Here is a 26,004-nt window from a genome sequence, read left to right on the forward strand (position 1 = left end):
GCGCACCGAACCGCGTGTAACCACACCACGTATCTATCCCTGACAGGCGCGTGCGTCACCGGGCTGCAGGAGGGTGGTTGGGATGGCAGGGCGATCCACGGCCGGGTCGCGGTCGCCGGAGGAGCCCGGACGACGCGAGCTGCGACTGGTACCGCAGGATCGCTATCCCAGCTGGGAAGAGGTGTACCGGGACAATGTCGGCTGGGTCTACGCGCTGATCTTCTCGAAGGTCGGCAACAAACCGGATGCGGAGGATCTCACCGCGGAGGTGTTCGTGGCCGCGCTGAAACCGCTGCGGATCACCGCGAGCGTCGCCGAGGTTCGCGCCTATCTGCGGACCACCGCCCGCACCGTGCTCGCCGGTCACTGGCGAGCGCGGATGGGCCGGGAGATCACGGTCATCGACGACGATATTCCGGACGAGACCGGTTCGGCGCCAACCGATTCCGCCGAGTCCCGGGCGCCGGAGCACGTGCGCGCGGTATTGAGCGAACTGCCCGAACGCTACCGCCGGATTCTCGAACTTCGTTTCCTGCAGGGGTTGTCGGTGCGCGAATCGGCTGCCGCACTCGCGATCAGCGTGGCCAATGCGAAGGTGCTGCAGCATCGGGCCCTGCGGGCGGCGTCGGAATCGAATATCGACCTCGGTCTGTAACCCGGTCACCTATCTGTCGGTGAAGCCCCGCACTCGGCGGGGTCCGGATGGAGGCCGATCCGATGCACCGACATCTCGTTCCGAATGTCACCGCCGCTGCGATGGCCGCCCTCGGCGTCATGACGCTGACGGCCTGCGCGACAACTACCGACAAGGGCACGAGCCCACCCGCTCCCACCGTCCGCTCCGACGACCCCGGCCTGGGGATGACACCGGGCGCACCCGCACCGATGCCGGAGATGCCGGGAATGTCGAGTGCGCCCCGGACCCCGGCCGTCGCGGCCGGGCCGAACGCCGTCACCATCGACACTTTCGCCTTCGGCCCGCAGACCGTGAGCGTGAAGGCGGGCACCACCGTGACGTGGACCAATCGCGACGAGGAACCGCATACGGTGGTGGCCCGCGACGGCTCGTTCCACTCCCCCGGAATGGGCACGGGGGCCACCTTCAGCTTCACCTTCGCCCAGCCGGGCACCTTCCCCTACTTCTGCTCGATCCATCCCTTCATGCACGCGACCGTGGTGGTGACCCCGTGACCGAACAACATCCGCAGCACACCGATCCGCGTGACCCGCACGCCATGACCCGGCGGCAACTGCTCCGCCACAGCGCCTGGTTCGGCGCGGCCGTCGGACTGACCGTGGTCGGCGGCGAGGTCATCTCCCATGTGGCGGGCGCGGCCCCGGCCACATCCGAACGTCCCACCCTGCGATTCGCGCAGATCAGCGACAGCCATATCGGATTCCAGGGCACCGCCAACGCGAATGTCACCGACACCTTCACCGAGGCGATCGCTCAGGTCGACGCGCTCGGGTACACACCGGATTTCGTCATCCACACCGGGGACCTGACACATCTGGCCACGCCCGCGCAATTCGATCAGGTCCGCCAGATGATGTCCGGATTGTCCACGCCGCACATCTTCACCGTGCCCGGCGAACACGATTCCACCGACGACGGCGGACAGCGATACCGCGACGTGTTCGGACAGGGCACTCGCGGTGACGGCTGGTACAGCTTCGATATCGCGGGCGTGCACGTCATCGGCCTGGTCAATACGCTCCACGCGCAGAATCTGGGGCATCTCGGGCAGGACCAGATCGACTTCGTCCGCAACGATGTGGCGGGATTGTCCGCGGACACACCGATCATCGTCTTCAGCCACATTCCGCTGTTCGCCATGTACCCCCAATGGGGTTGGGGCACAGACGATGCCGCGCAGGTCCTGAACCTGCTGCGGCGGTTCTCCTCGGTCACCTGCCTCAACGGCCATGTGCATCAACTCTTCACCAAGACCGAGGGAAACATCACCTTCTTCAGCGGGACGACCACCGCCTATCCCCTGCCACATCCCGGCGACGGGCCCGCGCCCAAACCGGTGACGTTGCCGGCCGGAAAGCTGCACGATGCCCTGGGAATCCGGGAAGTGAGCTACCAGCAGGGCAGGCAGCTGCTCGCGATCAAGGAGCAGACACTGCGATGACCACGATCCCTTCCGCCTGGTCGCGGTTCCCATCGCGGGTGGCGATCAGCGCCGGCCTCGTCACCACCGGTGTCGTGCACACTCAGCTCTACGGACGGGGCTATCGCTACATCGAATACGTGGGCCCGTCGTTCGCCATCCAGGCCGCCGCCGCCTTCGCGCTGGCTGCGCTGGTTCTCGTCGGTCCGTGGACCATGCGCGCGGCGGCGGCGGTGCTCAGCATCGCCGCCCTGGGCGGTTTCGTGCTGTCACGGACGATCGGCCTGTTCGGATTCACCGAAAGCGGCTGGCAGCCGGCACCGCAGGCGATGATCGCCGTCGTCGCCGAGATCTGCACCCTCGTGGTCTGTCTGGCCTCGCTGAACCGGAGGCAACTTCGCACCTGATGTCGCGGCGCCGCACGGCGGACGGCAGGATGGCTCGGGTGCTGCGTAGTTTTCAGGTGACCAATCACCGATCCCTGGCCGAACCACAGGAGCTCCGCCTGGTCTCGAGCCGGGCCGGAGCGCTGCCCGCGCCCGTCACCGCCGTGCACGGCGCGGCCGCCAGCGGCAAATCCGGTCTCGTCGACGCACTGGCCCACATGCGCGACGCGGTCCTGCATTCGGTGACCGGCTGGGATCCCTACGCCGGACCGGTGCGCACACCGCATCTCGGATTCGCCGATCGGCCTTCGGAATTCGTCGCCACCTTCGTCGCGGAGGGCACGCCCTACACCTACGGGTTCCGCCTCGACAATGCCGATGTCACCGCCGAATGGCTGCATACGCATCCGCACAACCGCAAACGCATCATCTTCGAGCGCGAGGGCGAACAGATCCGGATCGGGCCGATGTTCGAACCGGTTCGCTTCGGCATCAGCGCCTTGGTGCCGCTGGTGCGGCCGAATGCGCTGCTGCTCAGCCTGACCGGGCAGATGTACGCCGAGGCGCTGGTACCCGCCTATCGCTGGTTCTCCGCCCAGCTCGACGTCCAGCGCGGGCCCGCCGACCCGCACGGCGTCGCCGAGCGCCTCGGCGGCCACATCTCCCGCTCCGCGGACAACGCCGCGCGGTTGCTGATGCTGCTGCGCTCGGCCGAACTGGGCATCGAGGATCTGCTGCTGGCCGAGAACGATCCGATGTACGCGGACTACCTGCGCGACATCGACGGTGAAATCGCCGGTATGGCAAAGGAATTGGATGCCTGCGCCGCATCGCCGGCACACGCGCTGCGGGTGCGCGAAACCCTCGGCGTGGAACCGGTCGCCCTCGAGCGGGAACTGAGCAATCTGCGCGCGGCCCGCGACACCCTCTACGCGCGTATGGTCGCCCGCCGCGGGGTCGGGCTCGGGGTGGTCCACGAGGGCATCGACGCCGCCTTCGACATCGCCGACGAATCCACCGCCACCCTGGCCCTGCTGCGCCTGCTGCCGACCGTCCTGGACGCGCTCGACACCGGCCGGGTCCTGGCGGTGGACGATATCGACACCCATCTCACCGGTGACACCGCCGACCGTGTGATCCAGCTGTTCCAGAATCCGGAGACCAACTCCCGGGGCGCGCAGTTGATCTTCACCACCCGCAACCGCACCCTGATCGACCGCGGCAACGGGCGGTCGCAGTCCCGGCGCACCAAGGTGTGGCAGGTGCGCCGCACCCCGACCGGCACCAGCGAGATCACCTCGAACTGAGTCGTGCGACCGGCGGCGCATCGAGGCTGTCCCGTTTGTCCGCCTAGCATGGAGGCATGCTGCTGCAGATCGTGTTCATCGTGTTGATCGCCGGCGCGCTGGTCGCGTTGTTGATGAACTTCCGCGGCCGGGGCCGTTTCGGTGGATTCCAGCGCGCCCAACTGGAGGCCGGGACGCTGCGCATCACCGGCGTGAGCCCGCGCCCGGCCGGTCAGGGCGAGCAGTTCGTGACCATCACCGGCACGCTGTCCGGCCCGAGCGTGCCCGCCGAAACCGTGTACGGGCGCTTCGCGTGGGATGTCAATCAGTGGCCGTTCCCCGGCGAAGACCTGCCGGTCGCCTATCCGCCGGGTAAGCCGCAGCACTGGCAGATCGGCCATCCGGGCCAGGGGCCCGCATTCGGGTCCTGAACCGTGCCAGGCCGTGGCCTCCGGTCCGGCACTGGCCGCTATCCGCTGTCGGCGCGGCCCGGCATGTCGTCCGCACATCGCCGATCTCGTGCCCCGGGGAGATATCCGGGCCGTTTTATTCGAAGGTGAGGGACTCCGGGTCGTCGGCGTAGGCGCGGGCCACCTCGCGGGACAGGTCGAGGGCACGGCGGGCCCAGGTCAGTGGCGAGGCGCCCAGGCCACAGGTGGGTGTGACTAGAATGCGGTCGGTGAGCGTGCGGCGCGGGAAGCCGAGGCGGTCGACCAGACGCACGCCAGGCTCGGCGAGCCCTCGCCAGCTCGGCCGGGTCGGCGGAGCACTCGTGGGCACCAGGCCCACGGCGAGGTATTTGCCGGCGTCGAGGAGTTCACCGATGGCGTCGAGATTGCCGGTGGCGATGGTGGCCACATCGAATCCGATTGCGGCAGCGGCACTTCCGCGCAGGAACGGCAGCGGCGGCGGTGCGGCGCAGCAGTGGATCAGCACCGGACCGGATTGGGCGGTCACGACCGTGTCGAGGATGTACAGCGCCTCGGGTTCGGGAACCGCGCGCACGGTATTCAGGACGCTGGCCCCGCGCAGACCACCCTCCAAAACGGCCCCCAACGACGGTTCGTCCAATTGCACGACGATATCCGCGCCGAGCCGCTTGCCGACCTCGGCGGCATGATTGCGCAGTCCTTCGGCCAGGGATTCCGACAGATCGCGTACCGCACCGGAATCGGTGAGGACGCGATGACCGTTCGCCAGTTCGAGGTGCGCCGCAAGCGTCAGCGGGCCGACCGACTGCACCTTGACGGTACGGCCGGTTCCCGTCAGACCCGCTGTCTCCCAGATCTCTTCGAGAGCGTCCAGATCGGTACGGAGCAGATCGTGTGCGCGGCGCGCGGTCGACCCCGGGCGGGCGGACAGGCGATATCCGCGAGTGGTGGTGTCGAATTGCATATCGACCAGCAGCGCCGAGGCGCGCCCGACCATATCCGAACCCACACCGCGAGCGGGCAATTCGGGAAGGTGGGCAAGCGCGGGCAACTCACCGACAATGGTGGCGGCGGCCTCGCGCGGATCAGTCCCCGGCCAGGAGCCGACACCGGTAGCCACACCTGTGGGTATGCCCCGCTGGTCGCCGGATTCGTTGTCACTCACGTGTGTCACCCGTTCTCGATGGTTGCGCCGGTGACGACGGATCGACCGACCCGGCTGACGCATCTTCCCAGACCGGCTCAACGCCCGTTGTCGCAGGCCGATCGGTGTGCTGCGCCTCCGCGGACCACATCGGCCCAGCCGGTCGACCGTCGCGGCTACCGCGATCGGCGCACGACCGACGTCACAGCACCGAGTCCGCGACCAGCTTCCCGGCTTCGTCGGCTCGCTCACGTCCGGTGCCGCTGATGGTTCCGCTGCCGATCACCCGGTCTCCCTGCGGATCCGGCAGATAGGCGACCACGGCCTGCCCCCGCGCGACACCGGTCAGCGGCTCGCGCAGCCGGGCGATCAGCCCGCCGTCGACCGCCTCCACGACGGCCGGGGCGATGCCGCCGTGCGCACGCACCTGGACGATGCAGTCGAAAGGTCCCGACGGCACCTCACCGGAGGTCCACACGGCCCGATCCGCCTCCACCGTCCAGACATTCAGATCTTCCGCGGGACCGACGTGAACGGTGCCGGAGTCCGGGTCGATCTCGGTGACGTAGCGGGGCCGGCCGTCCGCGGCGGGGCCGGGCAGCCCGAGCCCCTTGCGCTGGCCGATCGTGAATCCGTGCACGCCTTCGTGATCGGCCAGTTTGCGGCCGTCGCTGTCGACGATGGCGCCGGGGCGCACGCCGATCGAGGCGCCGAGGAATGCGCGGGTGTCGCCGGAGGGGATGAAGCAGATGTCGTGGGAGTCGGGCTTGTTCGCGACGGCGAGACCACGCTCGGCTGCCTCTTCGCGGATGCGCGGCTTCGGGGTGTCACCGACCGGGAACATCGCCCGGGACAGCTGGTCGGCGGTGAGCACGGCCAGCACATAGGACTGATCCTTGTCGGCGTCGACGGCGCGGCGCAGCACACCGTCGGACAGCTGCGCGTAGTGGCCGGTCACCACGGCGTCGAAGCCCAGCGCGGCGGCGCGGTCGGCCAGGGCCGAGAACTTGATCTTCTCGTTGCAGCGCAGGCACGGATTCGGCGTCTCACCGGCCGCGTACGCGGCGACGAAGTCGTCGATCACATCCTCTTTGAAACGGTCGGCGAAGTCCCAGACGTAGAACGGGATTCCGAGTACGTCGGCGGCGCGGCGCGCATCGCCGGCGTCTTCTTTGGAACAGCAGCCGCGCGATCCGGTCCGCAACGTTCCGGGGGTGGCCGACAGGGCCAGGTGCACCCCGACCACCTCGTGGCCGGCGTCGACCGCACGCGCGGCGGCCACGGCGGAATCGACGCCGCCACTCATCGCTGCCAGCACTCTCATCGCGAACCTCCTTTCGCACCGGCCAGTCCGGCCGCTTCGGCCCGTTCCACCACGGACGGCAGAACTTCCAGCACTCTGTCGATCTCGGCCACGGTCGTGGTGTGGCCGAGTGAGAACCGCAGGGAGCCGCGCGCCTGCCTCGGCTCCACACCCATCGCGAGCAGTACATGGCTCGGCGCGGCCACCCCGGCGTTGCACGCCGACCCGGTCGAACACTCGATTCCGGCGGCGTCGAGCAGCATCAGCAGGGAATCGCCCTCGCAGCCGGGGAAGGTGAAGTGAACGTTCCCGGGAAGGCGCCTATCCCCGGTGGCACCGTTGAGGACAGCATCGGGAAGCGCGTCGCGCACACCGGCGATCAGGCGGTCGCGCAAGTCGACCAATTCCACTGTGCGCGCGGGCATGTCCCGTACGGTCTCCCGCAGCGCCGCGGCGATTCCGGCCGCGGCCGGCACATCCGAGGTGCCCGATCGCAGATCGCGCTCGTGGCCGCCGCCGTGCAGCAGCGGGACGCAGCCCACCTGCCGGCCCAGCAGCAGGACACCGCATCCGTGCGGACCGCCGACCTTGTGTCCGGCGAAACTGGCCGCCGCCAGACCGCTCGACGCGAAATCGATGGGCAACTGGGCAGCCGCCTGCACCGCGTCGCTGTGCATCGGAATGTCGAATTCCTGTGCGACGGAAGCCAATTCGAGAATCGGCTCGATCGTGCCGACCTCGTTGTTGGCCCACATCACGCTGACCAGGGCGGTATCGTCGGCGTGCGCGGACAGCGCCGCGCGCAGCGCCCCCGGCGAGACGACGCCCTCGGCGTCGACGTCGAGCAGGGTGACCTGTGCGCCCTCGTGCTGCTGCAACCAGTCCACCGCGTCGAGCACCGCATGGTGTTCGACCGAACTCACCAGGATGCGGGTGCGGCGCGGATCGGCGTCGCGACGGGCCCAGTAGATGCCCTTGACCGCGAGATTGTCGCTTTCCGTGCCGCCGGAGGTGAAGATCACCTCCGAGGGACGCGCTCCGAGATCGGCCGCGACCGATTCGCGCGCCTCCTCCAGCAGTCGCCGCGCGGTGCGGCCGGAACCGTGCAGGGACGAGGCGTTACCGACCGTGCCGAGCACAGCCGTCATCGCCTCGACGGCGGCCGGGAACATGGGTGTCGTGGCCGCGTGATCGAGGTAGACCGTCTTGGGCGCCGCTGCGACCGGACCCGGGAAAGCCGACATCATGACCGATCCAGCCTATCCCACCGTTGACCTGCACACCTTGGGGGTATCCTTCCGCTTTCCGCGCACCACCTACGTTTCACCCCCATCGGCAACCCGGCGGCCCTCCCCCGATATTCCCGATGACCACCGACGATTTCCGCCGGCCCCGATTCCCCGCAGGGGCACCCGGACAGTCGACGACCAAGCATGTGCTCGATATTTGCTGAGGCTTGCTCACGACCTATCCCCGATGCGCGAACACATCAACACTACCATTCGAAAACGACTGGACTCCAGGTATTTTCGGGCCACCGGCCAGCGCGCGGGAAGTTTGCGGATGTCGGCGTTTCTGACTAGGCTCCGGTGCAGAACGATCACCACGGTGGGGTCCGGTCAGCTCGAGCGAGAGCAATTCCGATATCCCGGCTCGCCGTGGATGTGTTGGGGGTTATTCGCAGACATTGACGGTTCGGCCCGGTATGCGGCAGATCGTGTCCGGGCTGTGAGGTGAGGAGAACGGTGAGCGGCAAACTGATCACGGCAACTCCGTCGGCGGCCCTGCTGGTCGAGGAGATCGTCGATCGCTACGGCTCGGTCGAGCAGTTCTGCAATCAACTCCGCCGGGATCTGGACGATCCGACCGTGCAATTGCCGCGCCTCACCCATCTGATGCCACCGGACGGCGGCCATCCCCATACTCATCTCGCCTGGTCACGGGCGTGTCCGGAACGCGTGCCGGTCGGCGAACCCGATACGTCGCCGCCCGATCCGGACGGACCCGGGACAGTCGTGGCGGGCCTCTATCCAGGCCCGGCGCCGACTGCCGAACCTGGGCCGATCACACCCACGCGAGCCCAGCCCCTGACCGGCGAAGCGCACGTGCGCCGACGCCTGTGGCGCCGGTTGCTCCACTGGTTGTGATTCGCCTCACCGAGCGCTGGGAGCGGCGCGGCGCACGGCGGAAACCAACTCTCGAGTCCGCTGCTGCGCCGCGGCATCCCCACGCACACTGACGATCAGATCGGTGACACCGGCGCGGGCGTATGCGCTGATACCTTCTGCCACAACATCTTCGGACCCGAGCAGCGCGGTCTCGTGCACACCGGTCAGATGCTGGCGATCCAGCAGAGCACGGTAGCTCGGTAGCCGGGAGGCCGGGGCCAACGCCTGCGCCAACTCCTGCCTGAGCTCGTCCGGATCGTGAGTCACGGCCGCCGACACCACGACGACTGTTCGCGGTGTCGGCCGCCCCGCCGCGGCAGCCGCTGCCGCCAGCCGCGGGCCGATGTGCTCGGCGATGATGTCGGGTGTGGTCCATGTGGTGACCGAACCGTCGGCCAGTTCACCGGCGACCTTCAGCATCGCCGGCCCCAACGCCGAGACCACGACCGAGGGCGGCGTCGCCCCGGCGACCTCGATCGTGCCGGCCGCTCGCAGCGTCTCGCCACGATAGTCGGTGGTCTCGCCGCGCAGCAGCGGAGTGAGCGCCGACAGATATTCGCGAATGTGCCGGGCGGGTCGCTCGTAGGACAGCCCGTACGCGTCCTCCACGATGTGCGGATGGCTCGGCCCGATCCCGAGGGTGAACCGATTCGGCGCCAGCGCGGTGGCCGTCAGCGCCTGTTGGGCGAGTGCGATGGGATGCCGGGCGAAGGTGTGGGTGATCGCCGTTCCCACCTCGATATCGGCGGTCTCCCGCAATGCGAGCGTGGCGACGGTCAGGGCATCCCAGCCGAGCACCTGATTGAGAAACACACTGTCCAGTCCGGCCCGCTCCGCCCAGCGGATCCGCTCCACAACCTCGGTGACCGGCGCAGTTCCGCCGATGTAGAGACCGATGCGCACCATGAACCCCTATCCCACAACGGGACTCTCACACTATCGGGCGTGCGCTGTCGGGACAGAGTTCGAATCACATCGATTCGATCGCCGCGACGGCGCGTCCGGTCGCCCGGATCTCCTCGGTCCCGGTCACGCTTCGCCGACCCCGGACGTGGTCGCCGGCGCCCGGCGGTCGATGATCGGGGTTGCCCGGCCGTCGTCGGCCGGTGAGGAAGGAGTTCGGCCACATGAACAGTGCGTTCTTCCGCGTCAAGCACGAGGACACCGAGGAACTGCATCCCGAACCTCGCGCGGGCAGCGGCTGGGGCGCGGATCAGATGCGCGGGCCGGCCGTCAGCGCCGCGCTGGCACGGGAGGTCGAGCGCACGGTCGAGACCCTGGGCCGTCCGGATCTGCAGCCGGTCCGGTGGACGCTCGATCTGTTCCGCGCGGTGCGGATGCGCCCCTCGGTGACCTCCGCGACGATCGTCCGCGAAGGCCCCCGGCTCTGTCTGGTCGATGCGGTGCTGACCCAGGACGGCGAACCGGCGGCTCGCGCGAGCGCACTGTTCCTGCGACCGAGCGAGGCCCCGCCCGGGCAGGTGTGGTCCGGCGGCACCACACCCACCGCTCCCGCCGCGGGCCGGCGGCCCACACGAGACCCGGAACGGCTGTACCACACCGAATCCGAGGGCTGGGGCGAGTGGACCGACGCCTTCCGCGACAGCCCCCGAAAACGTATCTGGCACTTCGCCATTCCGGTGGTCGAAGGCGAGGAGCCGACCCCGTTCCAGTTCGCGGCCTCGGTCGCCGACGTCACCAATATGGTGTCCAATCTCGGCAGCGCCGGCCTGGAATACATCAATCCCGATGTGACGATGGCGATTACCCGCCTGCCGGTCGAGGGGGAAGTCGGCCTCGCACTGACCGAACGCGTCGAACACCACGGCCTCGCCGTCGGCACCGCGGTGATGTTCGACCGCCACGGCGTCCTCGGCACCACCACCGTCTCCGCCATCGCCAACGCCCGCCGCGCCGTCCGCATCGACCGCGGACGCGACTGAGAGCGAACGTTTCCGACGCGGTTCGTCCCTCACGTGATCAGCTCGCTGGGGCGGGGCCGGTGAGTATGGCCTGTGCGGAGGGCCGTGGCGGGGCGGGTGCTGTCGTCGGCACGGGTTACCCGGACTACGTGGGCCGCATCCGGATCGCGCAGGCGAGGCAACCCCGCCGGAGCGAATCCCGGGCGTATGGTCGCCGCATGCGCCTGAGCACCCGGAATCAGCTCGACGGCACCGTTGTCTCGGTCACGCGCGGTGAGGCCATGGCGGTCGTTCGGGTCCGCCTCACCGGCGGGGACGAGATCACGTCGTCCATCACCCGCGATGCCGTGGACGATCTCGGCCTCGGCGAGGGATCGGCGGTCAAGGTACTGATCAAATCGACCGAGGTCACCCTCGGTATCGAATAGATCCACCGGCGACGCCATCCGGCCGCACACGTAGCCTGGTCTCGTTCGTTCCGGACGCGGCCTAGCGGCCGGGTCGTGCCGATGGAGGATGTGCCGTTGTGACCGTCACGCTGCGTCCGGACGTACGACTGCGGTCCTCACCCGACGGACGAGTGCTGCTCGGCGGGAGTCCGCTGCGGATGCTGCGCCTGTCCCCCGCCGGTGCCCGCCGGGTGCGGGCGTGGTTCGCGGGCGAACCGGTGGGCAGCGACCCGGGCGCGCAGGCGCTGGTGCAGCGGATGCTGGCGGCGGGCGTCGCGCATCCGATGATCGACCGGGGCTGTCACAGCATCGCCGATGTCACTGTCGTCGTCCCGGTCAAGGACAACCTCGGCGGGCTCACCCGGCTGCTCGCCGCGACCGGCGACGTGGGCTCCCGCATCGTGGTCGATGACGGTTCCGCCCTGCCGATCACCGGTCGTATCACCGAGGACGGGGAAATACCGCCGACCGTGACGATCGTCCGGCACGCGTCCGCGCGCGGTCCGGCGGCGGCACGCAACAGCGGATACCGGGCGGTGCGGACCGAGCTGATCGCTTTTCTCGATTCCGATATCGTGCCCGATCCGGGCTGGCTGGAACCACTCCTGCCGCTGTTCGACGATCCGGCGGTGGCGGCCGTGGCCCCGCGGGTGCGGACCTTGGAGCACGGCGTGCTCGGCAGCTACGAGGCCCACCGGTCGAGCCTGGATATGGGCGCCCAACCGGCGGTGGTGCGGCCGGGCGGGCGCATCTCCTACGTCCCGACCGCGGCGCTGGTCGTGCGCCGCTCGGCCGTGGACCGGGCCGGCGGATTCGACGAAAGCCTGCGCTACGGCGAGGACGTCGATTTGATCTGGCGGCTCGTGGGCGACGGGAAACTTGTTCGCTATCAACCCGATTCGGTGGTCCGGCACGAGCCGCGCGCCACGCTGCGGGCGTGGTTGCGGCAGCGCTACGACTACGGCACCTCCGCTGCCGTGCTGGCGCGGCGGCATCCGGGGCATCTGCATTGTGCGCGCCTGCCCCGCAGCACCGCGTTGCGCTGGGCAACGGTCGCGCTGGGCCGCCCTTGGCTCGGCATGGCGACGGCCGCCGAACCGGTGCGGCAACTGCGGCGGCTGCGCGCCGCCGGGCTACCGGCGTCGATGGCCGCGACGGTGGTCGGCGAGGCCGAACTGTCCGCGGTACGTCAGCTCGCCGACGCGCTGCGCCGAATCTGGTGGCCCGCAGCACTGTTCGGTCGACGGGGACGCCGGTTGCTGCTCGCGGCCTACCTACCGGTGGTGGTCCGCGCGGTGACGGCCGGGCGGGATCCGCGGGCCGGACTGCTGCGCATCGCCGACGATCTCGCCTACGGGCTGGGAGTGTGGGCGGGATGTCTGCGCACACGGACCGCGGAGCCGGTGGTGCCGCTGCTGTATCGAAGCGACGGAGACAGTGATGCGGCTCGCTGATCTGACCTCGGCCGAACTCGCCGAAGCCGATCGCGCGCCGCTGCTGGCGATTCCGCTCGGCGCGACCGAACAACACGGACCGCATCTACCGCTGGGCACCGATACCGCCGTGGCGGTGGAACTGTGTCGCCGCTTGGCCGCCACCCGTGCGGATATCGTTGCGGCGCCCGCGATTCCGTACGGATCCAGTGGTGAACACGCCGGATTCCCGGGAACACTGTCGATCGGGCACCGCGCCCTGGAACTGCTCATTGTCGAATTGGTGCGCTCGGCAGACGAATTCGCGGGCGTGATCCTGGTGAACGGGCACGGCGGAAATCTCGGGCCGCTGCGGGCCGCCCAACGCCTCCTGACCACGGAAGGCCGATCGACCCTGGTGTGGTCGCCGACCGGCCCCGCCGACGACACCCACGCCGGACACGCGGAAACCTCGGTCATGCTCCATCTGGCCCCGGAGCGGGTCGCGATGCACCGCGCCGAACCCGGCACGACCCGGCCGCTGCGCGAGCTGATGCCACGCCTGCGCTCGGGCGGTGTGAAGGCGGTGAGCGCCAACGGAATACTCGGCGATCCGACCACCGCCGATGCCGCCGAGGGCGCGCGGATACTCGAACGCTGGACGAGCGCCTTGATCGCCGCGGTCGCCGAAAGTTTTCCCGAACCGCGCTGAGGCAGCCGCATCACGACGGGAGATCGGCCTAGCCTGGGCGAACCCACTGCATCGCGATCGATGGAGGTAACGACATGGCCTGGACCGCCACTCAGCTCGATCGGATCGGATCTTCCGAGGAGCTGGAGATCACCAGCTACTACGAGAACGGCGCACTGCGGGACTGGACCACCATCTGGGTCGTGCGCGTCGACAACGATCTCTACATCCGCTCCGCGTACGGACAATCCGGCGGGTGGTACCGCCACGCCATGCACACCCGCGGCGCGCGAGTCCGCACCCACGGCGTGGAAACCGACGTGACCCTGCATCCGGTCACGGAGTCCTACATCAACGACCGCGTCCGCAAGGCCTACGAGTCGAAGTACCGCGACCAGCCCGGCGCCCTCGAACCGATGCTGGCCCCCGCCGCCGAGAACACCACCCTGCGCGTGGACCCGGTCGGATAGTCCGGGGAGCGGTTATGTTCGCACCGGCACCGCGTTCGAGGAGTGTGAGCAGCGGATACGGTGAACGCCGGCGGCACGTGAGCCGCCGGTCCGCCGCTGTTCCGGTCACCGTCCGGTGAAGTAGTGCCCCTCCTCCAAGTCCTCGATGAGGTTGGGGTGCAAGGGTTTCCACCCGAGCAGAGCGGTTGTCGCCGCAGCCGTGGTGGGGTTGTCGAGCTGGACCATCGGGGCGAGGAAGCCGAAGTGGTCGGGAGCCTCCTCGGCGGCGATGCTCACGACCGGCACGTCCAGGTGACGGCCGATCACCTCGGCGATGCGGCGCAGCGGTATGCCTTCGTCGCCGACCGCGTGCAGGCGGGTGCCGGCGGGGGCGGATTCCAGAGCCAGGCGGTACAGAGTCGCCGCGTCGAGGGTATGGCCCGCCGGCCAGCGGTTGCCGCCCTCGCCGACGTAGGCGGAGACGCCTTTCTCACGCGCGATGGCGATCAGGGTGGGCACGAAACCGTGGCGGTCGAGGGTGCTGTGCACGGTCGGTGGCAGCCGGACCACACTGGATCGGATTCCACGCTCGGCGAATCCGATCACCTCGTTCTCGGAGTCGATGCGCGGACCGCCCGGTAGCGAGTCGGCTTCCGTGCCGGTTCGCCCCAGGGCCGCGAGCAGACCCGTTCCGGATGTGCTGACCAGCGGCTTACCCGATCCGGCCAGGGCATCGCCGAACGCCCGGACCACCCGCAGATCGGTGTCGGCCGCACCGAGGAAGTCTCCGGCGATCATGTTCTCGTGCTTGAACGCCAGGTGGATGACGCCGTCGGCCGTGCCCGCCGCCTCGGCCAGCGCCTCCGGATCGTCGAGATTTCCGCGACGCACCTGCGCTCCCGCGGCCTCCAACGCCGCGGCCGAGGCATCCGATCGGGCCAGCCCGACCACCTCGTGCCCCGCCGACAGCAGTTCCGGAACGACCGCGGACCCCACATGCCCCGACGCCCCGGTGATGAATACGCGCATGGAAAGACCTTCCCGCGAGGAATACGCCGCGATGTGCGCGACGGCCGCCGATGTCAGCGACTGCCATCACGCTACACCTCTACGTCAGCCGCTGTCATAACCTGACTCCAGACGCACCCGAAACCGCTCGACGCCCGGGTACTTCTCCCCCAGCGACGTCACGCCGAATCCCAGGGCCACGTAGAAGCCGAGCGCCGAGCGGTCCGTTTCGGCCACGATCGGCATCGCGGGATCGTCCGCGCGGATTCGCGCCACCAACCGCCGCCCGACCCCTCGCCCGCGCATCGATGTCGCAATGTGCAGCAGCACGAGCTCTCAGGCCGAATTCGCTGCGCGGCGTTCGATTTCCGCGGTGCTCCAGGCGCCGATCATGCGGGCGGTCATGACGATGGCTTCGCGGCGTTCCTCGGGGTCGACCTCGAGCGCGGAGGCCCGCAGGACCGCGGAGAATCCGGTGTTCACCAGGACGAAGGCCATGACGTCGAGTTCGTGGTCGTCGCTGGGGCCGAGGATCTGGATCAGCAGTACCTTCACCAGCAGGCGCAGGCGGGGTTCGAATTCGGGGATGCCGCTGTTGTAGAACTGCACCCCGGCGGCCAGGGCGCGGACGAGTTTCGCGTTGTCGACCAGTTCTTCGCAGATAGCGGCGAGGATGTCGGCGGTCATATCCTCCACCGACCGGTCCGCGCGATCGAGCCGTTCGGTGAAGCGGCGTTCGATGCTCTGCAGCAGTCGCTCGAGCAATTCCTCGACGATGACCGTGCGGTCGGAGAAGTAGCGGTAGACGGTGCCGATGCTGAGGCCGGCCTCGGCGGCGATCCGGTTGGTCGAGGTGTTCTCGATCCCGCGCTCACCGAACAACCGCGCCGCGGTGTCCAGGATGTGCTGGCGGGTTTCCTTCGCACGCTCCTGCGTCGGGCGTCGACGCTGACCGACCGCCTTGGACGGCATCACGCACTCCTACCTGATCTCGCGCCTGTTGGTCGGTTGCTCATCCTAGGATGGCCGCGAACGATATCCACCCTGTTCGGCGGCTCGCCACGACGAATTGGCCGAGTCCACAAAGGACCGGCATTTCCGCTATTACATTGGCGCGACAGCGCATTTCCCCATCGAAAGGCCGACCATGCCGGACCGAGTAGTCGGAGTCGTACTCGCCGCCGGGGCGGGGCGGCGATTCGGCCGCCCCAAGGCCACGGTCGGAAACTGGCTGACCATCGCGGTGGACGCTCTGCGCGACGGCGGATGCGCGGAGGTCGTGGTGGTGCTCGGCGCCGCCCGGGTTCCGCCGATTCCCGCGACCACCACGGTGGTGGCGCAGGAGTGGGCCCAGGGAATGAGTGCGTCGGTGCGCACGGGAATCGGTGCGGCGCAGCGACTCGATGCCGCGTACGTCGCACTGCACGTGGTGGATACGCCCGATGTCGGCGCGGATGTGGTCGCCCGGGTGATCGAGGGCGCGACGGCCGACCCGGCCGGTATCGCGCGCGCGAGTTTCGCCGGACGTCCCGGCCATCCCGTGGTGATCGCACGCCGGCACTGGGCCGATCTGCTGCCGACCCTGTCCGGTGATCGTGGCGCCGCCGCTTACCTGCGTAGCGTTTCCGCGCACGCCGTGGAATGCGGCGATCTGGCCACCGGCCGCGACATCGACGAACCCGGCGACCTCGAACGCTGACGCGACCCGCTCAGCCCCGCCGCGCTCGCCGCCGGATGACGGCCACCAGCACCACGAGCATCAGCGCCGCCGCGAATCCGCTGTAGCGCACCACCGGTGCCGATCCGGCGGCAGCGAGCAGATCCAGTGGCTCGGCCGGGGTGCGCGAGGCGGTAGTCCGCTGTCGTTGCGCGGTGACGGTCGGCGCGCCCGCGGCCGGCTCCTCCGTCACGGCGCGCAGCGGTTCGGCCGGCTGTGCCGAGGCGGTGATCTCGTCGGCGAGGTTGGTGGCGAACTGCCCGATCAGGGTCCCCGCGACATCGGCCAGCGCGCCCCGGCCGAACTGTGCGGGCTTGCCGGTGATCGCCAGATCGGTATCGACGAAAACGTCTGTGCTGCCGTTGTTCTCGACCAATCGGCAGGTGATGGTCGCCGTCGCCGTGCCGTTGCCGCGCGCCTCACGGCCACGTCCCTCGAGGACCGCGACCCCGGCCTGCTCGTCCTGCGAGATGACCTTGATGATCCCGTTGTAGCTCAACCCCACCGGACCGAGTTTGACCTTGATCTTGCCGTGGAAATCGTCGCCCTCGCGCGAGGTGATGGTCGCGCCGGGGACACACGGCGCGATGCGTTCGAGGTCGAGCAGCACCGGCCAGGCCTGCGCCGCCGGAACGGGAATGGTGAACGTGTTGTCGAGTTTCATGAAAGTCCTCGGTCGGTCAGGTCCGCCGCGCGGCGGGTGCGGCGATATCGGCCTCGTCGCCGGTGGACGATTCGGCACCGGGCTCGCGCGCATCGGCGGCGGCGCGGACCGCGCGCACGATGCCCTGATATCCGGTGCAGCGGCACAGATTTCCCGAGATCGCCTCGCGGATCTCGGTGTCGGTGGGGTCGGGATTCTCGCGCAGGAAAGCCGTCGCGGAGACGATGAAGCCGGGCGTACAGAAGCCGCACTGCAATCCGTGTTCGGCGCGGAAGGCCTCCTGCACCGCCGACAGTGTCCCGTCGGGTTCCGCGATGCCCTCGACGGTCGTGATCTCGGCGCCGTCGGCCTGCACCGCGAAGAGCAGGCAGGAGCGCACCGCGGCACCGTCGAGCAGGACCGTGCAGGCGCCGCACACCCCGTGTTCACATCCGAGGTGCGTGCCGGTGAGCCCGCAGCGGTCGCGCAGATAATCGGCCAGCGTCAGGCGGGCCGGAACGGCGTCGCGGCGGCGAAAGCCGTTGACCCGCACCTCGATATCGATCTCAGTCATTGCTCGCCTCCGCTATCGCGCGGCGCCATGCCCGCGCCACCATCGCCGCACCGAGCCGGCGGCGGTATTCGGCCGAACCGTGCACATCCGACGAGATCGCCGTCAGATTCGCGGTCGCCGCGACGCCGACCTCCTCGGCCGCCACCGCATCGGCGGGCCGGCCCGGCAACTCGGCCTCGGCCTCGTGCGCCCGCACCGGGGTCGGCGCGAGGCCGAACAGGCCGATCGCGCAGCGCTCGATGCGGGAGTCCCCGTCCAGCCGGACCGCGATCGCCGCCCCGGCCATCGCGAAATCGCCGCTGCGCCTTGTGAATTCCTCGATCGCGTAACCGCTGCGCCCGGACCGGACCGGGACGGTGATCGCGGTGACCAGTTCGTCGGGTGCAAGCGCGGTCGTCCACATACCGGTGAAGAAGTCCGCGGCCGCGACGGTGCGCCGCCCACGCGGGGACAACGCCTCGATCTCGGCGTCCAGAGTCAACGCCACCACCGGATATTCGGCCGCGGCGTCGGCATGGGCGATCGAACCGCCGATGGTGCCGCGGTTGCGGATCTGGAAGTGCCCGATCAGCGGTGTCGCCCGGTGCAGCAGCGGAACCGCCCGGCGGATCTCCGCCGAGGCGCCGATCGCCGCGTGGGTGGTCCCCGCGCCGATCCGCACACTCGACGCACCGGCCTCGATTCCGCGCAGGTCGTCGACTCGCCGCAGATCGACGAGGTGATCGAAGACCGCCAAGCGCAAAGCCAGCATCGGCACCAGACTCTGGCCGCCGGCGATGATCTTGGCCTCGTCACCGAGTTCGGCGAGCAGTCTCACCGCCTCCTCGGCCGAGGCGGGGGCGTGATAGTCGAAGGCGGCCGGTTTCACGCCGGCTCCTTCCCGGCGGCGCGTGCCCGCTCCACCATGTCCACGATCCGGGCGGGTGAGAGCGGCAGCTCCCGGAGCTCGATTCCGAACGGCGACAACGCATCCGCGACGGCGTTGAGCACGGCAGGCGCCGCTCCGATCGCCCCGCCCTCGCCGACGCCCTTGTAACTGCCCGGCCCCGGACTGGGCGTCTCGACGTGACCGACCTCGATGACCGGCACCTCCATGGCGGTCGGCAGCAGATAGTCCAGGAAGGTCGTCGCGACCGGATTGCCGCTCTCGTCGTAGGCGAGATGTTCGTAGAGCGCGCCGCCGATGCCCTGCACGGTGCCGCCGTAGATCTGGCCCTCCACCACATTCGGGTTGATCATCGGGCCGACGTCCTCGCTGACGATATAGCGCAGCAGCGTCACCGCCCCGGTCTCGATGTCGACCTCACAGGTGCAGATGTGGGTGGCGTTGGCCCAGATCGCCATCTGCGAGGTCTTGTGCCGGCCGTTGGCCTCGAGTCCGGGTGGGACTCCGGGCGGCAGACTGTCCGCCTGGAAGTAGGCGATATCGGCGATCTCGGCCAGCGTGAGCCCCTTGTCGGGGGCGCCGCGCACGCTCGCGCGGCTGTCTGCGATATCGATCTCCTCCGGCGCGACGCCCAATCGGTGGGCGGCGATCGCGACGATCCGCTCGCGCAGCACGGCCGCGGTCTGCCCGATCGCCCCCGCGGTCATCGATCCGGAACGGCTGCCCCCGGTGCCGCCGCCGAACGGCGTCACCGCGGTATCGCCCTGAATGGTCCGCACGTCCGACAGCGTGACCCCCAGCGCGGCGGCCGCGAGCTGAACGACGGTGGTTTCCAAGCTGTTTCCGGCCGAACCGCCCGCCACGTAGACGTTGACCTTGCCGCTGGGTTCGATGCGGATGGTGGCGCCTTCGGTGCTGAGGAACGGGCTCGCGCCGGTCGTCGGTTCCACATAGGTGCAGGTGCCGACGCCGAAGTAGCGGCCCTGCGCGCGAGCGGCGCGCTGTTCGGCGCGGAAGGCGTCGTAGTCCAGTTTCTCGACCGCCTGCTCGAGCGTCTCCAGCGGCGAGATGTTGTCGTAGGACATGCCGTTGGGATTGGCCCACGGCAATTCGTCGCGGCGCAACATGTTCCGGCGGCGCAGCTCGATCGCGTCGATACCGATCTGCCGGGCCGCGTGGTCGAGCAGCACCTCGCGTGCCACCGATTCGAACTGCCACGGCCCCCGATAGGCGACGCGCCCGACGGTGTTGGAGTAGAGGAACTTCGCACTGAACGAGGCGTCGGTGATGCGATAGGGGCCGGGGAACAGGATGCCGACGACCACACCACCGGTGATCGGCGAGGGCGTGGGATAGGCGCCGACGTTCTGCACGTGATCGATGGAGGCCGCGACGATTCTGCCGTCGGCATCGAATGCCATTGCCACATCAGCGTTCTCGTGCCGGGCCAGGCCCGAGGCCATCAAATTCTCCTGGCGGTCCTCGATCCATTTCACCGGGGTGCCGAGCGCACGGGAGGCGAGCATGACACAGGTCTCCTCGCGCAGCGGCAGCTGTTTGAGCCCGAAACCGCCGCCGGTGTCGCGCGCGATCACCCGGACCTGGTGTTCATCGATGCCGAGCAGGCGGGCGCAGAACGCCCGGACCTCGTGCGGCGACTGGGTGGCGATCCAGATCGTCATCTCCGCCGTCGAGGCCGTCCATTCGGCGAGGATGCCGCGGGTTTCCATCGGCACCGGCAGATAGGCCTGCTGAAAGATCCGCTGCCGCACCACATGTGCGGCCGACTCGAACAGCGGTGCCAGGTCGGACGCCGGGCGCCCGCCCATCGCCCCGGCCGAATTGCCGGCGAATCCGGCGTGCACCAGGTTCGGCGACTGTTCGGCGGTGGTGTAGTCGACCACGGGATCCAGCGGTTCGTAGTCGATGACGACCAGTTCGGCGGCGTCTTCGGCGATATAGCGGTCGGCGGCGATCACCAGCGCGACCGGATCGCCGACGAATCGGACCTCCTCCTCGGCCAGCGGCGGACGCGGCACCGGCGGCATGCCGACCATGTCCAGGTCGTAGGAGATCTCGTGCGCACCGGGGTTGAGGTCCGCGGCGGTGTAGACGGCGAGCACCCCGTCGAGTTCCAGTGCCGCCGAGACGTCGATCGTGCCGATGGTCGCGCGGGGCAGCGGGCTGCGCACGAAGCAGGCGTGCACCGCGCCCGGGCGGGTCACGTCGTCGACGAAGGTTCCGGCGCCGGTGACCAGCCGCGCGTCCTCGATGCGCGGTACGCGGGCGCCGACGACGGAGGCGCTCGCGGTGGTTGTCGTCGAGGTCATCGGGCGGCTCGCATCGCGGTCATCGGACTGATCCCCTCTTGTTCGCCGTCGGACAAGGACCGGCACCTCGCGGTCGGTTAATAATATATGCCCAAAGTGAGTACGTCGCTACAGTATATGGAGAATGCAATTCTCATCGGAGGTCGGCGTGCGCGAACTCGGCGAGCACCTGCGGCACTGGCATGCCGCCGCAACGACTTACGCCTTGGCCACCGTGATCGGGGTGCGCGGCAGTGCGCCACGGGCGGTGGGCACCACCATGGCGGTCTCGGCGTCGGGGCAGGTGCGGGGCAGCCTTTCCGGCGGCTGTGTGGAGGGCGCGGTCTACGAGGAATGCCTGCGAGTCCTCGAATCCGGGGAGCCGGTCCGGCACACCTTCGGCTACAGCGCCGACGACGCCTTCGCCGTCGGGCTCACCTGCGGTGGTGAACTCGACGTGTTCATCCACCGGATCACCGCGGCCGAATACGACACCATCGATGCGGCGCTGGATCCGGATCGGCCGGTCGCGCTGGTGCGGGATCTGGAATCCGGTGCGATGGTCGCGGTGCGAGTGGATCGCACGGTCGGTGGGCCCGCGGATCCGGCCGTGATCGCGCACGCTCGTGCCATGCTCGAAGCCGCTACCAGCGCGGTCCGCATCATCGGTTGCGCGGATCGCGAACGCACGGTGTTCGTGGCGTCCTTCGCGCCGCCGCCGCGCATGATCGTCTTCGGCGCCACCGATTTCACCGCCGCGCTGTGCCGGGTCGGGCGGCTGCTCGGCTATCGGGTCACCGTCTGCGAACCGCGTCCGGTCTTCGCCGACCGGGCACGCCTGCCCGAGGCCGACGAGGTGGTGCGTGAGCGGCCCGACCGCTATCTGGCCGGGACACAGGTGGATTCACGCACGGTGATCTGCGTGCTGACCCACGATCCGAAATTCGATGTGCCCGTTCTCGCGGCGGCGTTGCGGCTACCGGTGGCGTATGTGGGGGCGATGGGTTCGCGGCGCTCGGATCGAGAGCGCCGCGAACACCTGCGCGACAACGGCATCACCTATCGACAGCTGCGGCGGTTGCATTCACCGATCGGCCTGGAACTCGGCGGCCGTACGCCGGAGGAGACGGCGGTGTCGATCGGCGCCGAAATCGTGGCGGTGCGCCGCGGCGGCTCCGCACAACCGCTCTCGGCGACCGACCGGCCGATCCACGCCGACCCCGGACTCGCCTCGTAGCCACCGGCAGGTGTGCGAATCACCGGCGGTTAACATCCACGCGTGGCGAAACTGACAGTATCGGTGGATGTTCCGATCTCTCCCGATCGGGCCTGGTCGCATGCGGCGAATCTGGGCGAACTCGATCAGTGGCTGATCATGCACGAGGCGTGGCGCGGCCGGGTGCCCGATGAGCTCACCCCCGGTACCGAACTGGTGGGCATCGCCTCGGTGAAAGGTTTGCGCAATCGCGTGCGCTGGACCGTGCGCACCGCCGAACCGCCGCGCCGGCTCGTGCTGAGCGGCGCCGGCAAAGGCGGCACCAAATTGGGATTGGAACTGCTGGTCGCGCCGAACGCCTCGGGCTCGGCGGTCACGGTCGACATCGACCTGGGCGGGCGGCCGTTGTTCGGCCCGATCGGGGCGACGGTGGCACGAGCGCTGCGGGGCGATATCGAACGCTCACTCGACCGGTTCGTCGACCTGTACTGCTGAGCACGCCCGTCATCGCGGCTCGAGAACGACCAGCGGGATCGTGCGACCGCCCGCCCGACGCCGATAGAACTCGTAATCCGGTGTCATCGTGACGAATTCGCACCAGAGGTCCGGATATCCGGCCGCGGTCGCGACCCGCGCCCGCACCGGACGCACCTCGGTTCCGATCCGGATCGTGGTGTCGGGGTGGGCGAGGATGCGCGCGTGCCGACGGCCCGGCATGTGCCCGCCGATCCACCCACCCGACCATCGATACAGCGGCCCGCAACCGCTGAGGGCTTGCGAACCGCATTCACGGCAATATGCTTGTGATTGTGACGAATCTGCGGATCAGTGAGGCGGCGGCGCTGCTGGGGGTCAGCGACGACACCGTGCGGCGCTGGATCGATCAGGGGCGGTTGCCGGAGATCCGGCTCGACAGCGGCCGCAAGGGAGTACGCGGCGCGGACCTGGCCGAGGTATTGCGTGGTCAGCACGCCGAGGCGCACGAGCCCGGAGTCACCGTCGCCGCCTCGGCACGCAACCGGATGCGCGGCATCGTCACCCGCATCGTCAAGGACACGGTGATGGCGCAGGTCGAGATGCAGGCCGGACCGTTCCGGCTGGTCTCGCTGATCAGCCGGGAATCGGTGGACGAACTCGGTCTCGAGGTCGGCAGTATCGCCGTCGCCTCGGTCAAATCGACCCACGTCGTGGTCGAGATCCCAGAAAGTTGACCAGCATGCACATCCTCCGAACCGCCGGCGCCGCGGCGGCCGTCGTCGCCGTCACCGCCGCCCTGGCCGGATGCGGGTCCGACGACGCGACAACCACGTCCGCGACGGGCGACCTCTCGGGCACGGTCACGGTGTTCGCGGCGGCCTCGCTCACCGAGACGTTCACGAAACTCGGACACGACTTCGAGGCCGCCCACCCCGGCGTGAAGGTCGTCTACAGCTTCGGCGGCAGTTCGGCACTGGCCGAGCAGATCAAGCAGGGGGCGCCGGCCGATGTCTTCGCCTCCGCCGCCCCAGCCAATATGCAGCAGGTGGTCGACGCCGGTGAGGTCACCGCGAAACCGGACACCTTCGCGAGCAATCGGCTGGAAATCGCTGTGCCCAAGGGCAATCCGGGCAAGATCACCGGACTGGCCGATTTCGGCAGGACCGAACCGCGGATCGCGTTGTGCGCGGTGCAGGTGCCGTGCGGTGCGGCCGCGGAGAAGGTCTTCCAGATCTCCGGCATCACCCCGCAGCCCGATACCCGCGAGCAGGATGTCAAGGCCGTGCTCACCAAGGTGACCCTCGACGAGGTCGACGCCGCCCTGGTCTACCGCACCGATGTGCAGGCGGCCGGCGACAAGGTGCGGGGCATCGACTTCCCGGAATCGGGGAAGGTGATCAACACCTATCCGATCGCGCCGCTCGCGAAGGCGCCCAACGCCGCCGCGGCCGCCGCCTTCGTCGACTACATCCACTCCGATCCGGCGAAGAAGGTGTTCACCGCCGCGGGATTCGACACCCCGTGAGCAGACCGGGAACGCGGCGTCGGGCGGCATCGGGACGGCGGCCGGTCGTACTGGTGCTGCCCGCGCTCTGCGCGCTGGCGTTCCTGGTGATCCCGCTGATCGGCCTGCTGGTGCGCACCCCGTGGGCGAGTCTGTCCGATCGGCTGTTCAGCGCGGAAGTCGGTACCGCCCTGCGGCTTTCGCTGATCTGCGCCACCTGCGCGACCGCGATCTGCCTGGTGCTGGGCATCCCGCTGGCCTGGCTGCTGGCGCGGGCGCAGCTGCCGGGTCGGGGACTGATCCGCGCGCTGGTGACGGTGCCGCTGGTACTGCCGCCGGTGGTCGGCGGGGTGGCGCTGCTGCTGGTCTTCGGCCGGCGCGGGCTGCTCGGGCAATATCTGTACGACTGGTTCGGCATCTCGCTGCCGTTCACGACACCGGGGGTGGTGGTGGCCGAGGCGTTCGTCGCCATGCCGTTTCTGGTCATCTCGGTCGAGGGCGCGCTGCGCAGCACAGACACCCGCTACGAGGAAGCCGCCGCCACCCTCGGCGCGAGCCCCTGGTACACCTTCCGCCGCGTCACCCTGCCCGCGATCGCGCCGGGTGTGCTCGCCGGCGGCGTGCTGTGCTGGGCGCGGGCGCTGGGCGAATTCGGCGCGACCATCACCTTCGCCGGGAATTTCCCCGGCCGCACCACCACCATGCCGCTCGCGGTGTATCTCGCGCTGGAAACCGATCCCGATGCCGCGATCGTGCTCAGCCTGGTGCTGCTGCTGGTCTCGGTCGCGGTGCTGGTGGCATTGCGCGAGCGCTGGATTCGAGGAGCGGTATGACGCTGCGGGCCGAACTCGAGGTACGGCGCGAGCGCTTCCGCCTCGACCTCTCACTGTCCGTCGCACCCGGTGAGGTGGTGGCGCTGCTGGGCCCCAACGGCGCCGGGAAGACCACGGCACTGCGCGCGCTGGCCGGACTGGTCCCGCTCACCGGCGGGCGCCTCACCGTCGCCGACGCGGTCTGGGACGAGCCGCCGGGCGTCTTCGTCCCGCCGGAACGTCGACAGGTCGGCGTCGTATTCCAGGATTACCTTCTGTTCCAGCATCTTTCGGCGCTGGAGAACGTCGCGTTCGGCCTGCGGGCGCGCGGTATGCGACGCGCCCGAGCCCGGGCCTGCGCCGCCGACCGGCTCGAGCGGGTCGGCCTCGCCGAACACGCGCACGCCACGCCCCGCACCCTTTCCGGCGGGCAGGCGCAGCGGGTGGCACTCGCGCGCGCCCTGGCCACGGACCCGCAGCTGCTGCTGCTCGACGAACCACTGGCCGCCCTCGACGCCGGGACCCGGATGCAGGTGCGCGCCGACCTCGCCCGGCATCTGCGTGACTATCGTGGACATACCGTGGTGGTCACCCACGATCCACTCGATGCGATGGTGCTGGCGGACCGGCTCGTCATCCTCGAACAGGGCACGGTCGTCCAGCAGGGCGCACCCGCCGAGATCGCGCGGCGGCCACGCTCGGATTATGTCGCGGATCTGATGGGGCTCAACCTGTTTCGCGGCACGGCCGACGGCACCGGTGTCGAGATCGACAACGGCGGGCACCTCACCGTCGCCACTCCGGCGACCGGCCGGGTCTTCCTCGCCTTCCCGCCCACCGCGGTGAGCCTGCATCCACAGCAACCCACTGGCAGCCCGCGCAACTCTTGGCCGGTGACTGTCGGCGGCCTGGAACACCACGCCCACCTCACCCGCGTCCGACTCGACGGAGCTCCGCCGGTGCTCGCGGACATCACCTCGGCAGCGGTGGCCGACCTGCGCATTCAACCGGATATGCGGGTATGGGCCGCGGTCAAGGCCACCGAGATCCACGTCTACCCCGCTTGATATCTCGAGGTCGACGGCGTGGCGCGTACCGAT

At 69.3% G+C, this 26,004-nt stretch carries 31 protein-coding genes; 19 read left to right on the plus strand and 12 right to left on the minus strand.

Features of this window, described 5'->3' with window-relative positions:
* Window positions 1–82 precede the first annotated feature (82 nt).
* From AC5592_RS32615 to AC5592_RS32640, 6 genes are all read left to right on the plus strand, one after another.
* The gene (locus tag AC5592_RS32615; protein WP_051024819.1) at window positions 83–655 is read left to right on the plus strand and encodes an RNA polymerase sigma factor; all 573 of its coding nucleotides are present in this window, start codon (window positions 83–85) and stop codon (window positions 653–655) included.
* A gap of 206 nt (window positions 656–861) precedes the next feature.
* The gene (locus tag AC5592_RS32620) at window positions 862–1,191 is read left to right on the plus strand and encodes a cupredoxin domain-containing protein (RefSeq protein ID WP_371507561.1); all 330 of its coding nucleotides are present in this window, start codon (window positions 862–864) and stop codon (window positions 1,189–1,191) included.
* Window positions 1,192–1,235: 44 nt separating this feature from the next.
* Window positions 1,236–2,138 carry a metallophosphoesterase family protein gene (locus AC5592_RS32625; protein ID WP_063008079.1) on the plus strand — a complete coding sequence of 301 codons (903 nt, stop codon included), beginning with the start codon at window positions 1,236–1,238 and terminating at the stop codon, window positions 2,136–2,138.
* A complete protein-coding gene (locus AC5592_RS32630; RefSeq protein ID WP_063066397.1) occupies window positions 2,135–2,524 on the plus strand; it encodes a hypothetical protein in 390 nt (129 codons plus the stop codon). The genes AC5592_RS32625 and AC5592_RS32630 overlap by 4 nt, the downstream gene beginning before the upstream one ends.
* Window positions 2,525–2,562: 38 nt before the next feature.
* On the plus strand, window positions 2,563–3,810 hold the full coding sequence (locus AC5592_RS32635) for an AAA family ATPase (protein WP_036503972.1): 1,248 nt from the start codon (window positions 2,563–2,565) through the stop codon (window positions 3,808–3,810).
* A gap of 56 nt (window positions 3,811–3,866) precedes the next feature.
* Window positions 3,867–4,220: a hypothetical protein gene (locus AC5592_RS32640; RefSeq protein WP_063066398.1), complete on the plus strand. Its 354-nt coding sequence runs from the start codon at window positions 3,867–3,869 to the stop codon at window positions 4,218–4,220.
* 115 nt (window positions 4,221–4,335) lie between these two features.
* Here the strand turns inward: AC5592_RS32640 and AC5592_RS32645 are convergent, their stop codons facing one another.
* The 3 genes from AC5592_RS32645 to AC5592_RS32655 all read right to left on the minus strand — a co-directional run bounded on the left by AC5592_RS32645 (window position 4,336) and on the right by AC5592_RS32655 (window position 7,914).
* Window positions 4,336–5,385, minus strand: coding sequence for a methionine synthase (locus AC5592_RS32645; RefSeq protein ID WP_232329660.1), 1,050 nt, complete (start codon window positions 5,383–5,385; stop codon window positions 4,336–4,338).
* Window positions 5,386–5,566: 181 nt separating this feature from the next.
* Complete coding sequence (gene mnmA, locus AC5592_RS32650) at window positions 5,567–6,688, minus strand: tRNA 2-thiouridine(34) synthase MnmA (protein ID WP_063066399.1); 1,122 nt, start codon at window positions 6,686–6,688, stop codon at window positions 5,567–5,569.
* Window positions 6,685–7,914 carry a cysteine desulfurase family protein gene (locus AC5592_RS32655; RefSeq protein WP_036508787.1) on the minus strand — a complete coding sequence of 410 codons (1,230 nt, stop codon included), beginning with the start codon at window positions 7,912–7,914 and terminating at the stop codon, window positions 6,685–6,687. The genes mnmA and AC5592_RS32655 overlap by 4 nt, the downstream gene beginning before the upstream one ends.
* A 498-nt stretch (window positions 7,915–8,412) precedes the next feature.
* Here AC5592_RS32655 and AC5592_RS32660 point away from each other — a divergent pair, with 498 nt between their 5' ends.
* A complete protein-coding gene (locus AC5592_RS32660; RefSeq protein ID WP_036508790.1) occupies window positions 8,413–8,814 on the plus strand; it encodes a hypothetical protein in 402 nt (133 codons plus the stop codon).
* A gap of 6 nt (window positions 8,815–8,820) precedes the next feature.
* Here AC5592_RS32660 and AC5592_RS32665 read toward each other — a convergent pair whose 3' ends face one another.
* Complete coding sequence (locus AC5592_RS32665) at window positions 8,821–9,741, minus strand: TIGR03564 family F420-dependent LLM class oxidoreductase (protein WP_084507555.1); 921 nt, start codon at window positions 9,739–9,741, stop codon at window positions 8,821–8,823.
* A gap of 221 nt (window positions 9,742–9,962) precedes the next feature.
* Here AC5592_RS32665 and AC5592_RS32670 point away from each other — a divergent pair, with 221 nt between their 5' ends.
* The 5 genes from AC5592_RS32670 (at window position 9,963) to AC5592_RS32690 (ending at window position 13,779) form a co-directional block, all read left to right on the plus strand.
* On the plus strand, window positions 9,963–10,778 hold the full coding sequence (locus tag AC5592_RS32670; protein WP_036508793.1) for an acyl-CoA thioesterase domain-containing protein: 816 nt from the start codon (window positions 9,963–9,965) through the stop codon (window positions 10,776–10,778).
* A gap of 197 nt (window positions 10,779–10,975) precedes the next feature.
* Entirely contained in the window at window positions 10,976–11,185 is a 210-nt protein-coding gene (locus tag AC5592_RS32675) for a TOBE domain-containing protein (protein ID WP_036508795.1), read from the plus strand.
* Window positions 11,186–11,283: 98 nt separating this feature from the next.
* Window positions 11,284–12,660: a mycofactocin biosynthesis glycosyltransferase MftF gene (mftF, locus tag AC5592_RS32680; RefSeq protein WP_063066400.1), complete on the plus strand. Its 1,377-nt coding sequence runs from the start codon at window positions 11,284–11,286 to the stop codon at window positions 12,658–12,660.
* Entirely contained in the window at window positions 12,647–13,330 is a 684-nt protein-coding gene (gene mftE / locus AC5592_RS32685) for a mycofactocin biosynthesis peptidyl-dipeptidase MftE (RefSeq protein WP_036508798.1), read from the plus strand. The genes mftF and mftE overlap by 14 nt, the downstream gene beginning before the upstream one ends.
* Window positions 13,331–13,404: 74 nt before the next feature.
* Entirely contained in the window at window positions 13,405–13,779 is a 375-nt protein-coding gene (locus tag AC5592_RS32690) for a DUF2255 family protein (RefSeq protein WP_063066401.1), read from the plus strand.
* Between the two features lie 105 nt (window positions 13,780–13,884).
* Here the strand turns inward: AC5592_RS32690 and AC5592_RS32695 are convergent, their stop codons facing one another.
* From AC5592_RS32695 to AC5592_RS32705, 3 genes are all read right to left on the minus strand, one after another.
* On the minus strand, window positions 13,885–14,787 hold the full coding sequence (locus AC5592_RS32695; protein ID WP_036508802.1) for an SDR family oxidoreductase: 903 nt from the start codon (window positions 14,785–14,787) through the stop codon (window positions 13,885–13,887).
* An 84-nt stretch (window positions 14,788–14,871) separates the two neighbouring features.
* Window positions 14,872–15,096, minus strand: a complete 225-nt coding sequence (locus tag AC5592_RS32700) for a GNAT family protein (RefSeq protein ID WP_063066402.1) — start codon at window positions 15,094–15,096, stop codon at window positions 14,872–14,874.
* A gap of 6 nt (window positions 15,097–15,102) precedes the next feature.
* Entirely contained in the window at window positions 15,103–15,738 is a 636-nt protein-coding gene (locus tag AC5592_RS32705; RefSeq protein ID WP_036508805.1) for a TetR/AcrR family transcriptional regulator, read from the minus strand.
* Between the two features lie 175 nt (window positions 15,739–15,913).
* On the opposite strand from AC5592_RS32705, the gene AC5592_RS32710 reads away from it, so the two are divergent.
* On the plus strand, window positions 15,914–16,465 hold the full coding sequence (locus AC5592_RS32710; RefSeq protein ID WP_036508807.1) for a nucleotidyltransferase family protein: 552 nt from the start codon (window positions 15,914–15,916) through the stop codon (window positions 16,463–16,465).
* A 10-nt stretch (window positions 16,466–16,475) separates the two neighbouring features.
* Here the strand turns inward: AC5592_RS32710 and AC5592_RS32715 are convergent, their stop codons facing one another.
* Genes AC5592_RS32715 through AC5592_RS32730 form a run of 4 tightly spaced genes read right to left on the minus strand, consistent with a single transcriptional unit; the run spans window position 16,476 to window position 20,916 of the window.
* Window positions 16,476–17,147 carry an SRPBCC family protein gene (locus AC5592_RS32715; RefSeq protein ID WP_063066403.1) on the minus strand — a complete coding sequence of 224 codons (672 nt, stop codon included), beginning with the start codon at window positions 17,145–17,147 and terminating at the stop codon, window positions 16,476–16,478.
* A 16-nt stretch (window positions 17,148–17,163) separates the two neighbouring features.
* Window positions 17,164–17,700: a (2Fe-2S)-binding protein gene (locus AC5592_RS32720; RefSeq protein WP_063066404.1), complete on the minus strand. Its 537-nt coding sequence runs from the start codon at window positions 17,698–17,700 to the stop codon at window positions 17,164–17,166.
* Complete coding sequence (locus tag AC5592_RS32725; protein ID WP_063066405.1) at window positions 17,693–18,568, minus strand: FAD binding domain-containing protein; 876 nt, start codon at window positions 18,566–18,568, stop codon at window positions 17,693–17,695. Before AC5592_RS32725 ends, AC5592_RS32720 begins: the two co-directional genes overlap by 8 nt.
* Window positions 18,565–20,916 carry a xanthine dehydrogenase family protein molybdopterin-binding subunit gene (locus AC5592_RS32730; RefSeq protein ID WP_063066406.1) on the minus strand — a complete coding sequence of 784 codons (2,352 nt, stop codon included), beginning with the start codon at window positions 20,914–20,916 and terminating at the stop codon, window positions 18,565–18,567. The genes AC5592_RS32725 and AC5592_RS32730 overlap by 4 nt, the downstream gene beginning before the upstream one ends.
* A 124-nt stretch (window positions 20,917–21,040) precedes the next feature.
* Here AC5592_RS32730 and AC5592_RS32735 point away from each other — a divergent pair, with 124 nt between their 5' ends.
* Together AC5592_RS32735 and AC5592_RS32740 are read left to right on the plus strand one after the other, a co-directional pair.
* Window positions 21,041–22,132, plus strand: a complete 1,092-nt coding sequence (locus AC5592_RS32735; RefSeq protein ID WP_157122382.1) for an XdhC family protein — start codon at window positions 21,041–21,043, stop codon at window positions 22,130–22,132.
* 42 nt (window positions 22,133–22,174) lie between these two features.
* The gene (locus tag AC5592_RS32740) at window positions 22,175–22,606 is read left to right on the plus strand and encodes a type II toxin-antitoxin system Rv0910 family toxin (RefSeq protein ID WP_036508815.1); all 432 of its coding nucleotides are present in this window, start codon (window positions 22,175–22,177) and stop codon (window positions 22,604–22,606) included.
* A gap of 9 nt (window positions 22,607–22,615) precedes the next feature.
* Here the strand turns inward: AC5592_RS32740 and AC5592_RS32745 are convergent, their stop codons facing one another.
* On the minus strand, window positions 22,616–22,828 hold the full coding sequence (locus AC5592_RS32745) for a nitroreductase/quinone reductase family protein (RefSeq protein ID WP_063066407.1): 213 nt from the start codon (window positions 22,826–22,828) through the stop codon (window positions 22,616–22,618).
* A 92-nt stretch (window positions 22,829–22,920) separates the two neighbouring features.
* Here AC5592_RS32745 and AC5592_RS32750 point away from each other — a divergent pair, with 92 nt between their 5' ends.
* From AC5592_RS32750 to AC5592_RS32765, 4 genes are read left to right on the plus strand one after another with little or no spacing between them, the layout of a single operon-like run.
* Window positions 22,921–23,322: a TOBE domain-containing protein gene (locus tag AC5592_RS32750; RefSeq protein WP_036508843.1), complete on the plus strand. Its 402-nt coding sequence runs from the start codon at window positions 22,921–22,923 to the stop codon at window positions 23,320–23,322.
* A 5-nt stretch (window positions 23,323–23,327) separates the two neighbouring features.
* On the plus strand, window positions 23,328–24,113 hold the full coding sequence (gene modA / locus AC5592_RS32755) for a molybdate ABC transporter substrate-binding protein (protein ID WP_063066419.1): 786 nt from the start codon (window positions 23,328–23,330) through the stop codon (window positions 24,111–24,113).
* A complete protein-coding gene (modB, locus tag AC5592_RS32760; protein ID WP_036508820.1) occupies window positions 24,110–24,925 on the plus strand; it encodes a molybdate ABC transporter permease subunit in 816 nt (271 codons plus the stop codon). Before modA ends, modB begins: the two co-directional genes overlap by 4 nt.
* A complete protein-coding gene (locus AC5592_RS32765) occupies window positions 24,922–25,971 on the plus strand; it encodes an ABC transporter ATP-binding protein (protein WP_063066408.1) in 1,050 nt (349 codons plus the stop codon). The genes modB and AC5592_RS32765 overlap by 4 nt, the downstream gene beginning before the upstream one ends.
* Window positions 25,972–26,004 lie beyond the last annotated feature (33 nt).

The sequence above is a fragment of the Nocardia violaceofusca NBRC 14427 genome (assembly GCF_963869435.1).
Classification (GTDB): domain Bacteria; phylum Actinomycetota; class Actinomycetes; order Mycobacteriales; family Mycobacteriaceae; genus Nocardia; species Nocardia aobensis.